The 4,099-nt window shown below is 62.1% G+C and carries 1 pseudogene; it reads right to left on the bottom strand.

Annotated elements, in window-relative coordinates:
• Nucleotides 1–4,047 (bottom strand): annotated as a pseudogene (locus KQH55_RS16400) (amino acid adenylation domain-containing protein); the annotation flags it as partial.
• Nucleotides 4,048–4,099: the final 52 nt, after the last annotated feature.

The following is a 4,099-nucleotide window of genomic DNA, read 5'->3' as shown; positions in this document are numbered from 1 at the left end:
CACGTCGGCACCGAGCATTCTCACCCGGTTCATCAACCGCACCGCGAGCAGCGAGTGGCCCCCGAGCGCAAAGAAGCTATCGTGCCGACCCACACGCTCGACACCCAATAGCTCCGCCCAGATCGCCGCCAGCGTCGTCTCCAGCGCGCCTTGTGGCGCTTCATACGCTTGGTGCACCAGCGCGTCAGCGTCCGGTTCGGGCAGTGCACGCCGATCGAGCTTGCCGTTCGGCGTCAGCGGCCACGCATCGAGCCGCACGAATGCGCTGGGCACCATATACTCGGGCAGGCTCGCCGCCACCTGCGCGCGCAGTGTGCTCGCGAGCTGCTTGTTCGCTTCGGCCTGCACATACGCCACCAGCCGCTTCGCCGAACCCTCACCGGTTGCCACCACCACCGCGTCGCGCACCTGCGGGTGCGCCGTTAAGCACGCTTCGATCTCACCCGGTTCAATGCGAAAGCCACGGATCTTGACTTGCTCATCATTGCGCCCCACAAACTCCAGATTGCCGTCCGGTCGGTAACGCGCCAGATCCCCGGTCTTATACAGCCGGGCCCCCGCTTCATCGGAGAACGGATCCGGCACAAAGCGCTCAGCGCTCAGCTCGGGGCGGTTCAGATAACCGCGTGCGACCCCGGCGCCACCAATATACAACTCACCGACCGCCCCCAGTGGCACCGGCTGACCGCATGCATCAAGCAGGTAGACCTGCGTGTTCACGATTGGCCGCCCAATCGGAATATTGTCCTCGGTACAGGCCACTGGACAGGTCCAAAACGTGGTACCAAGGGCGTTTTCAGTGGGACCATACAAGTTATGAACTTGCGCATCAGGCAGCAGCGTTTGACACCGCTGGACAGTCGCACCGGGCAGTGCTTCGCCACTGCAAATCAAATGCTTTACCGATGTGCATCGCTGAACACCTTCCGCATCCAAAAAAATACTGAGCATGGATGGCACAAAGTGAACTGTTGTGATGCGCTCCTGGACAATAAGATCCTTCAAGGCAACAGGATCTTTATGAGCGTCGGCGTCTGCGACAACAAGGGTCGCGCCCTTGAGCAACGTCTCAAAAAGCTCCCAAATTGAGATATCGAAGTTAAAGGATGTTTTTTGAAGAACGCGATCGGCAGGCGCCAAGCTATAACCTCGTGGTTGGTGGATCAGCGCCTGATCGTCATTGAGGATCCCGTTAGGCTTTGTAACCTTGAATAAGCGTGCAATTTGAACATGTTCGATCATCACGCCCTTCGACGTGCCAGTGGAACCCGATGTGTAGATGACATAGGCAAGATGGCGAGGAGTCAGTTCGGCTACCCGTGGGTTGGGTGCGACTTGATCGAGCGCTACATCCGGCTCAAGTACGATTCGGCACGCAAGCACCGCTTCCCCCAACGTGGCCCTGCCCGTTGCATCAGCTAGGACGACCGTTGGCGCGGCATCATGCAGAATATGCGCGAGGCGCTCGCACGGGTACGCGGGATCAAGTGGCACACAAGCGCCGCCGGCTTTCAGGATCGCCAATAGCCCCACGACCATTGCCGGCGAGCGCTCGACGCAGCTCGCCACTCGGGCATCCGGCTTAACGCCTAATTCAATGAGCCGATGCGCGAGGCGATTGGCCCGTGCGTTCAGCTCTGCGTAGCTGAGTGTCTGCGCTTCATATACCAGCGCAGTGGCTTCCGGGCTGCGCGCTACCTGCGCCTCAAACAACCGATGAAGACACTGGTGGGCTGGATAGGGAGCCGTCATCGCATTCCATGTCTGAAGCAGCAATTGACGCTCATCCGCTCCCAGCACCTGCAGCGTTGCCACCGGCTGCTGTGGGCAGGCCACCATCGCCTGCAACATCGTCGTCAGATACCCCACATACCGCTCAATCGTCGCGCGGTCAAACAATGCACTCGCATAGTGCAAAGACCCGATGATCTGCTCACCTGCCTCATACAGATGCATTTCCAGGTCAAACCTGACCATGTCGTAGTCAAGCTCACCAGGCGTGACATCTAGCCCGGGTAAGCGCCACTGCCCTGGCTCATTGCTCTGCCACGCGAACATCACCTGAAACAGCGGCGTATGATCGAGCCGGCGCGGCGGTTGCACGATCTCGACCACTTGCTCGAATGGCAGGTCCTGGTGCGCTTGTGCGTCCAACGTCGTGCGCCGCACGCGCGCGAGCAGTTCGCTCGTATTGGGCTCATCGGATAAGTCGACACGCAACGCCAGCGTATTGACAAAGAAGCCGATCAACGGCTCGATGGCGGCATGCCCGCGATTGGCACTGGGCGTGCCGATGACCACGTCGTGCTGCCCCGACAAGCGTGCGAGCACCGCGCTCCATGCAGCGAGCACCGTCATAAATAGCGTGGTGCCGTGCTCCGCGCTCAAGCGCTTCAGTGCTTGCATGGTTGACGCATCGATCTGCACCGGCACGTGCGCGCCGGCAAACGACTGTTGTGCCGGGCGCGGCCGGTCCGTCGGGAGCGCCAGCAGCACCGGCGCATCGGCCAGCGTCGCACGCCAATAGTCGCTCTGTGCTTGAAGCCGCTCACCCGTGAGCCATTGTCGTTGCCACGCCGCATAGTCCGGATACTGAACCGCCAGCGGTGGCAGCGGATCGACTTGGACGGCTGTGCTCGCCGCGTACAGTGCACTGAACTCGCGCGCGAGCACCCCGATCGACCAGCCGTCCGACACAATATGGTGTTGCGTGAGCAGCACTACGTGTTCGTCATCGGCCACTTGAATGCCGCACGCGTGGATCAACGGACCGCGCGCCAGATCCAGGGGCACGTGCGCGGCTTCATGACGCAAGCGGGCTAGTTGCGCATCCGCGTTTGGCACCCCACGCAGATCATGCCAGCGCAGCGGCACACCCGTGTGCGCCGGCAGCAGCCGCACCTGCGGCTGACCGTCAACACTGACAAACGTCGAGCGTAGCGCTTCATGACGCGCGAACAACGCATCCAATGCCTGTTGCCATGCGGCCCGATCAAGTGGCCCGCGCACATGTAGCGCCAGCGGCATATGATACGACTCACTGACCCCATTGAGCTGCGCGAGGAACCACAGCCGCTGCTGGGCGAACGATAGCGGCAAACTGCCGTCACGTGAGACCGGCGTGATCTCGGGCCGCACCTCGGTGCCTTGTTGCCAGTGGGCGTCGAGCACCGCGGCAAACGCGGCCAACGTGGGCGTCGCAAACAAGGTCGCCAGCGGCACGTCGGCACCGAGCATTCTCACCCGGTTCATCAACCGCACCGCCAGCAGCGAGTGGCCCCCGAGCGCAAAGAAGCTATCGTGCCGGCCCACACGCTCGACACCCAATAGCTCCGCCCAGATCGCCGCCAGCGTCGTCTCGAGCTCGCCTTGTGGCGCTTCATACGCTTGATGCGCCAACGCGTCAGCGTCCGGTTCGGGCAGTGCACGCCGATCGAGCTTGCCGTTCGGCGTCAGCGGCCACGCATCGAGCCGCACGAATGCGCTGGGCACCATATACTCGGGCAGGCTCGCCGCCACCTGCGCGCGCAGTGTGCTCGCGAGCTGCTCGTCCGCTTCGGCCTGCACATACGCCACTAGCCGCTTCGCCGAGCCTTCACCGGTTGCTACTACCACCGCATCACGCACCTGCGGATGTGCCGTTAAGCACGCTTCGATCTCCCCCGGTTCAATGCGAAAGCCGCGGATCTTCACTTGCTCATCGTTGCGCCCCACAAACTCCAGATTGCCGTCCGGTCGGTAACGCGCCAGATCCCCGGTCTTATACAGCCGTGCACCCGCGTCATCGGAGAACGGATCCGGCACAAAGCGCTCAGCGCTCAGCGCCGGGCGGTTCAGATAGCCGCGCGCGACGCCTGCGCCACCGATGTACAGTTCACCGACCGCACCCAGCGGCACCGGCTGGCCGTGCGCATCGAGCAGATAAATCTTCAGGTCTGGGATCCGTACGCCAATCGGATTCCCCGCTTGCTCGCTGTCTTGTTGTCGAAGCGGCCGATACGTCACATGCACAGTCGCTTCGGTAAGCCCATACATGTTGACCAATTGCGGATGACGCTCGTCGTGCGCCGCATACCACGCCTGTAAGAGCGTCGGCTCT

It is taken from the genome of Mycetohabitans sp. B3, assembly GCF_021498065.1.
GTDB lineage: Bacteria > Pseudomonadota > Gammaproteobacteria > Burkholderiales > Burkholderiaceae > Mycetohabitans.
This window is presented reverse-complemented; position numbering and strand designations above follow the sequence as displayed.